Source organism: Frankia sp. CeCAU1 (genome assembly GCF_977971845.1).
This window is the reverse complement of sequence record NZ_CDWWXA010000191.1, coordinates 1-7,007: the sequence shown is the minus strand read 5'-3', so window position 1 is coordinate 7,007 and position 7,007 is coordinate 1. Positions and strand designations below refer to the sequence as shown.

The 7,007-nt window shown below is 70.4% G+C and carries 5 protein-coding genes and 1 pseudogene; 4 read left to right on the top strand and 2 right to left on the bottom strand.

Annotation, left to right across the window (positions count from 1 at the left end):
• Nucleotides 1-350, bottom strand: a pseudogene (locus tag AC08OO_RS21675) (hypothetical protein); the annotation flags it as partial.
• A gap of 635 nt (nt 351-985) precedes the next feature.
• Between AC08OO_RS21675 and AC08OO_RS21670 the strand changes: the two are divergent.
• The 3 genes from AC08OO_RS21670 to AC08OO_RS21660 all read left to right on the top strand — a co-directional run bounded on the left by AC08OO_RS21670 (nt 986) and on the right by AC08OO_RS21660 (nt 4,058).
• Nucleotides 986-1,204, top strand: coding sequence for a helix-turn-helix domain-containing protein (locus tag AC08OO_RS21670; RefSeq protein WP_009399485.1), 219 nt, complete (start codon nt 986-988; stop codon nt 1,202-1,204).
• 3 nt (nt 1,205-1,207) lie between these two features.
• A complete protein-coding gene (locus AC08OO_RS21665; RefSeq protein WP_476610526.1) occupies nt 1,208-2,029 on the top strand; it encodes an enoyl-CoA hydratase/isomerase family protein in 822 nt (273 codons plus the stop codon).
• Between the two features lie 103 nt (nt 2,030-2,132).
• The gene (locus AC08OO_RS21660; RefSeq protein WP_476618984.1) at nt 2,133-4,058 is read left to right on the top strand and encodes an ABC transporter ATP-binding protein; all 1,926 of its coding nucleotides are present in this window, start codon (nt 2,133-2,135) and stop codon (nt 4,056-4,058) included.
• Nucleotides 4,059-4,181: 123 nt separating this feature from the next.
• Here AC08OO_RS21660 and AC08OO_RS21655 read toward each other — a convergent pair whose 3' ends face one another.
• Nucleotides 4,182-4,358 (bottom strand): hypothetical protein, encoded by a 177-nt coding sequence (locus AC08OO_RS21655; RefSeq protein WP_023841550.1) that lies wholly within the window; start codon nt 4,356-4,358, stop codon nt 4,182-4,184.
• Nucleotides 4,359-4,627: 269 nt separating this feature from the next.
• Here AC08OO_RS21655 and pyk point away from each other — a divergent pair, with 269 nt between their 5' ends.
• The gene (gene pyk, locus AC08OO_RS21650; protein WP_011436116.1) at nt 4,628-6,043 is read left to right on the top strand and encodes a pyruvate kinase; all 1,416 of its coding nucleotides are present in this window, start codon (nt 4,628-4,630) and stop codon (nt 6,041-6,043) included.
• Nucleotides 6,044-7,007: the final 964 nt, after the last annotated feature.

Sequence of the window (7,007 nt, the reverse complement as noted above, 5' to 3'; positions counted from 1 at the left end):
GTGTTCGGGGTGGCCGGGGTGGCCGCCGGGGGGATGGTCGAGGCCCACCAGGCGGTGAGGGCAACCACGACCACGGCGATCGCGAGCGGGACCAGGACGAGGGAATCGAGACGGGGAGCCCATCCGCCGCGCAGCGGCGGGTCACCGATGCCCAGATCAAGGTCGCCGGCGGAGACGAGGAACATACCGACGAGACCGCAGGCCACCAGGATGAGCCACAGCGCCGCCTCGCTGGCCTCGGTATGCCCGGCGGACCCAGCCCAGGGCCGGGACAGGCCGCCACGCGGTCCGGGCGACCGGCTGGAGGCGGCGACAGCGGTCGGGCCGGAGGCGCCGTCCGTCGCGCTCACCGGTCCGTACCGAGGCAGACCGCGTAGCTGGGCACCTTCGGTGCCGACCAGGAGATCATTACGTCACCGACCACCACTGCACGGTAACGAGTCCGGTTCGCTCCCAGCGCCGCAGTTGCTTCCGATCCGGACGCCGGAGGTGCCGGCGGGGGTGCGACGAGCCGTCCGCGGTCTCGCCGGATCGGGCCTTGGCACGGGAGCGGGCCGGCCCCGACGAGGTGGACAACCGGTGTCGGATGTGAGGAATCAGTCGAATCGATCGGCCGCGTTCGCGGTCCGTCGGCTCGCTCTGTACAGTGATCGACTGATGGTCGTACCTGCAGCGTTGCATCGAGAGAAGATCTTGATCGCGAAGATGACGATGTTCGTGGCGACGCGCCGATGCTGTTGTCGGGCCGCGTACCGGGGATTGGGGACACTGGTCTCGGTAGCACTGTCGGCCATGCGCGCCTGCTGTGCCAGCGGGTGGGTGCGACCCGTGCCATCGCTGGTGACCGTCGGCATGGAGGAAGGAACGCGAGGGCACGGTCATGCACCGGCGTCGCGTGTGATGGATCACATCTGCTTCGAGTGGCGCGTTTACTCAAGCTGAGTGAAGATCGGTTCGCAGATCATCGAACACGGAGGGGGCCACGTTGGCCGAGCTCAGGAAAGGAACCCGGATCACCGGCGCCGAGCGGGACAAGCTTGCCGCCGAACTTCGGAAGAAGTACGAAGGTGGGCAGAGCATCCGCCTGCTCGCCGAGTCCTCTGGTCGTTCGTACGGGTTCGTCCACCGGATCCTCTCGGAGTCCGGTACGACCCTGCGCGGCCGGGGTGGTGCGACCCGGGGCACCAAGAAGAAAAGCGCCTGAATCATGGCGGTCCCCGCCGCCGCTGTAGCGGCGGCGGCGGCCGGGCTGCGCGTGCGGGTCGCCGGGCCTCTCGTCACGATCGGGATGACGGACCTCGATGATACCGGCGGGGCCGGCTCGTTCCCGGCTCTCGCGTCGGCGCTGGCCGGCGAACTGCGTCGGTTGACCGGTGAGGTCCGGGTCCTGGTTGTCCGGATGGGTCATCGCCCCCCGCCGGCCGCTGACCTCACCGACCCCGCACCCCGGATGGGCGAGGGAGGACCTGCGGACGCCGTGGGGCGGCTGTCCCCGGCTGCGGGCTATCGCGCGTGGCGCGACGCGATGGGGCGGGTCTCCGACCGGTCCGACCTGATCAGTGTGGCCGTCGTGGACACGACGGTCGGCGACCTCGGTCTCGCGGTGACGGTCGCCTGTGACCTGCGGGTCCTCGCCGCGGATGCGCGCTTCCGGCTGACCTGGGCGCGTGACGGCCTCCTGCCCGCGGCCGGTGCCATGGGTCCGCTGGTCGAGCTCCTCGGATACGCGAATGCCCTGGACCTCTGCCTGACCGGCCGCGAGCTCGCCGCCGACGAAGCGGCCAGGATCGGGCTGGCCCAGCGGGTCCTGCCGCGTGAGCTGCTGGACGAGCAGGTCGGCGTGCTGGTCGCGGCGCTCCTCGCGGTTCCCCGCGACATCGCGGCCGAGGTGAAGGCGCTGATGCACGGCGCGCGGCGTTCCCGTCCCGCCACCCGCTCCGGCCGTCTCGACGAGCGGGCCGAGGACGAGGCCTGGGAACGCGTCGTCATCGCCCGCTCCGCTGCCGGTGACGACCCCGCGGCGGGGTGAGCGGCAGCCAGCACGCCCGACGGGCCGCATCCGCTGCGGGAATGCCCGTCCGCAATTCCTGCTTACCTCGTTACACACCAAGCACCGCCGCCAGGGAGGGCTGATGCGACCGGGAACGGACGGTTGGTCCACGATGCGTACCTTCCAACAGGACCGTTCGGTCACCCGGACCTCGCTGCGGCCTGGCACCCTGCGCAGGATCGTCGCCTTCGCCCGCCCCCATCGGCGGCAGCTCGCCTACTTTCTCGCGCTCATCGTGCTCAGCTCGGCTGTCGGCGCGGTTGTTCCGATGATCTTCAAGACGATCATCGACGACGGCATCGTGCGCCACCGGGTGGGGTTCGTGCAGGCGCTCGCCGCGGTCGTCGCGGGCCTGGCGTTCCTGGACGCCGGTCTGTCGCTCGCGCAGCGCTGGTTCTCGGCCCGGATCGGCGAGGGTCTGATCTACGAGATGCGCAGCCAGGTGTTCCGGCACGTGCAGTGCCAGCCACTCGCCTTCTTCACCCGGACCCAGACCGGGGCGCTCATCAGCCGGTTGAACAACGACGTGCTCGGCGCGCAGTCGGCGTTCACCAACACGCTGTCGTCGGTGCTGTCGAATATTCTGTCCGCCGGATTCGTGCTCGCCGCGATGCTGGTGCTGTCCTGGCGGATCACCCTCGTTTCGCTCGTGTTGCTGCCGGTATTCATTATTCCGGCCCGCTTGTTGGCGCCCCGCCTGGCCAGGCTGACCCGGGAGAGCTACGGGTTGAACGCCGAGATGAACACGACGATGACGGAACGATTCAACGTGTCCGGAGCGATGCTCGCGCAACTGTATGGTTCGGCAGAACGGGAGGACGAGAACTTCCGTGTTCGGGCCGGGCGGGTGCGTGACATCGGGGTGACCCAGGCCATGTACGGCCGCATATTCTTCGTCTCGCTCACCCTGGTCGCCTCGCTCGCGACCGCGATCGTCTACGGGATAGGCGGTCGGTTCGCTGCCCAGGGCAGCCTGGAGGTCGGTACCCTGGTCGCGCTCACGGCCTACCTCGGACGACTCTACGGGCCGCTCACCCAGCTCTCCAACGTGCACGTCGACGTCATGACGGCGCTGGTGTCCTTCGAGCGGGTCTTCGAGGTGCTCGATTTGGAGCCGGCGATCGCCGACCGGCCGGGCGCTGTCGATCTGCCGGCCGGCGCGGCGACCATCGAGTTCGATCATGTCGGTTTCCGTTATCCGGCCGCCGACGAGGTCTCCCTGGCGTCGCTGGAGTCGGTCGCCGTACTCGACCCGCGGGTGCCCACGCCGGTGCTGCACGATGTCACCTTCCGGGTCGAGCCGGGGCAGGTGATCGCGTTGGTCGGCCCGTCCGGAGCGGGCAAGACGACGATCAGCCAGCTCGTTCCGCGCATGTACGACGTGCGGTCGGGGTCGGTACGCATCGGCGGGCACGACGTCCGCGATCTCACCCTTCGGTCCCTGCGGTCCGCTGTCGGTGTGGTCACCCAGGACGCGCATCTGTTCCACGACACCATCCGCGCGAACCTGGCCTTCGCCCGGGCGGACGCCTCGGACGAGCAGATGTGGACCGCTCTGGGCGCGGCGCGGATCGGGCCGCTCGTGCGCTCCCTGCCGGACGGCCTGGACACGGTCGTCGGTGACCGGGGCTACCGCCTGTCCGGCGGGGAGAAGCAGCGGCTGGCCATCGCCCGGCTGCTGCTGCGCGAACCGGGCATCGTCGTGCTGGACGAGGCCACCGCGCACCTCGACAGCGAGTCCGAGGCCGGCGTGCAGCAGGCGCTGACCGCCGCGCTGGTGGGACGGACATCCCTGGTCATCGCGCACCGGCTGTCCACGGTGCGCGACGCCGACCGCATTCTGGTGGTCGACGACGGGCGGATCGTGCAGAGCGGGACCCATGAGGAGCTGCTGGCCCGCGGCGGGCTCTATGCCGAGTTGTACCGGACCCAGTTCGCCCCGGTCACGCCCGTCGGTGCTGGTGCGGGGTGGGCCGAAGGGGCCAGTGCCCCACCGGTCGGGGTCTGACTCCCGGGCCACATCCGGGCGCGCCACGTTCGGGCGGCCGGCGTCGCGCCGACCCGACAGGTGGGCGGCGACCGGCCGTGGTCCGCGGCCGGTCGCCGCCCACGGCCGCCCGTCGTGGCGACACTAAGATCCGGGCTCGGCCGAACGAAGCGCTGCGGCCGTGGGGGAGCTCTCGCCGGCCGCGCTGCCGGCGTGCACCTCCGAGGCGACGACGCTGGTCTCGGCGGGAGCCATGACGTCGGCGACGGCGATGTCGATGTCGCCGGACGGCTGGCGGTGGATGGCGGGATTTTGTTTCATATCGGCTCCGGGGGGACTCGATCGTGCCCTACCGACTTCCGCATCCGAGGAAGCGGATCCCAGGAACGTCCGGCGCCCTTGCCGTCTTTCCCGTATCACACGCGTCAACCGACAGGGGTGTGGCGCGGACGATATGAACGGTACGCCGCCGCGCGACCACGTGCAGCATATAACGGATACGCCTGATCTGACTACTTCTCGGGCCGCCGCGCGCGCCTCCCGGTGGCCCCCGTGTGCAATGACCGACGATCAGTACTTAGGCTCTGGGTGTGCCCCGTAGAGCCAAGATTGTTTGTACCCTCGGCCCCGCGACCAGCTCGCCAGAGAAGGTCCGGGCCCTCGTCGACGCGGGAATGGACATTGCCCGACTGAACTTCTCCCACGGAACACACGAACAGCATGCCGTCACTTACGCGCGGGTGCGCGAGGCCGCGGAGGCGGCCGGCCGCAGCGTCGGCACGCTCGCCGACCTCCAGGGACCGAAAATCCGGCTGGGGAACTTCGCCGACGGCGGGGTCACCCTGCTGCCCGGTCAGCGGTTCACCGTCACGATCCGTGATGTTCCCGGCGATCAGCATCAGGTCGGCACGACCTACCCGGGCCTGCCGGGCGACGTCGCGGCCGGGGATCGCGTCCTGGTCGACGACGGCCGCCTGGTCCTGCAGATTGACGGGGTGACTGACACCGACGTCCACACCACGGTCGTTGTCGGCGGGCCGGTGAGCGACCACAAGGGGATGAACATTCCCAACGCCGCGCTCACCGTCCCGGCGCTCACCGAGAAGGACGCCGCTGACCTGCGGTTCGCTCTCAACCTTGGGGTGGACATGGTTGCACTGTCCTTCGTCCGGAGCGCCGTGGACGCTGCGGCGGTGCATGCGATCATGGATGAGGTGGGGATCCGGGTTCCGGTCCACGCCAAGATCGAGAAGCCGCAGGCGGTCGCCGAGCTCGACGAGATCATCGAGGCGTTCGACGGTCTGATGATCGCCCGTGGCGATCTCGGGGTCGAGCTGCCGCTCGAGGACGTGCCGCTCGTGCAGAAGCGCGCCGTCAGCCAGGCCCGGGAGCGGGCCAAGCCGGTGATCGTCGCGACCCAGGTGCTCGAGTCCATGGTCAGCGCGCCGCGGCCGACCCGTGCCGAGGCCAGTGACTGCGCCAACGCCGTCCTGGACGGCGCTGACGCGATCATGCTGTCGGCGGAGACGAGCGTCGGTGCCTACCCCATCGAGGCCACGGCCACCATGGCGCGCATCATCGAGACCGCCGAGGCCGACCTCGGCCGGATACCGCCCCTGCGGACCGAACCGCGCACGCTCGGTGGGGCACTCGCCCAGGCCGCCGCGTCGGTAGGAGCCGCGGTCGGCGCCCGTTACCTCGTGGCCCACACCCTCAGTGGTGACACGGCCCGGCGACTCGCCCGGTACCGTACCGAGGTCCCGGTGCTGGCCTTCACGCCGATTCCGGCTGTTCGCAACCAGATGGCGCTCTTCTGGGGCGTGGAAACCTTCCTCGTGCCGTTCGCGGACAGCACGGACGAGATGGTCCGCCAGGTCGACAGCGCCCTCTTCCATATTGGCCGATGCAAGCCGGGTGAACTGGTGGTCGTCGTCGCCGGGACGCCGCCGGGCGTGGCCGGCATGACCAACATGATGCGGGTCCATCGCATCGGGGAGGCCATCTGACCCCACCGTCTGGCGTCAGCGTCGCATCCCTGATCTTTGATCCCTGACCGAGAACTGGCATACCTCGAGCACCCCGAGCCGCGCCGACGCCGAGTCCGCCGGTCACCGGCGGCCCGTCGGTGCGGCCCCCGTTGTGCCGTTGCCGTTCTGGCACATGTCAGGCGTGGACCGATGACTGTCATGATGAGGCCCAGCTGGGCCTAGGCGGACAAGCTGGGGGCGTGGTACGGCCCGGGCCCGGCCGCCTCCGGTCCGTACCGGGTCGGCCGGCGGCCTGTTGCACACGGTGTATGTCAGGAAGTGATGGGATGGCCGAGCAGGGAAGTGGGACGGACGGTCAGGCGTCCGACGCCCGGTCGACGAACGGCGACGCCGCGGCCAATCCCGAAACCGGAGTACCCCGGACCGGGCAGAGCGGTGGGACCACGGAGAAGACCGCACCGCGCCCGGGGGCCGGGAGGAACGCGGCTGCCACGTCCGCCCGTGCGCCGAATCCGACCTCCTCCCAGGGCGGACGAGCAGCGAGTGCGAGTTCGGCTGATGCGGATCCGGCCGGCCGGAGCGGTGCGGAGCGGGCCGGAAGCCCGCAGAGCACGACAAAGACAGAGAATCCCGGAAAGCCGGGAAACCTCGGAAAGCCGGGAAACCTCGGAAAGCCGGGAAACCCCGGGAGCGCGGGGAGCGCGGTTGCCGCCCCGCGGCAGGGTACCGGCCGTATCCCGCCGACGTCGGTTCCACCCTTGGGAGGAGCTTCACCGGCGCGGTCCGTGGGCGGCGGGCAGCGGTCGGTGCCGCCGGCTCCCGCCCGGCCAGCCGCGGCGGACACCCCGGAATCATCGAAGCGGTCGACGCCACCGAAGACCGGCACACCCGGCCAGTCCGGTTCCGGCCAGCCTGCTTCCGGCCAGGGGCGCGGCGCCGTCCGACGGCCCCCGGCTTCGTGGCCTGGGCCGCCCGTCTCACC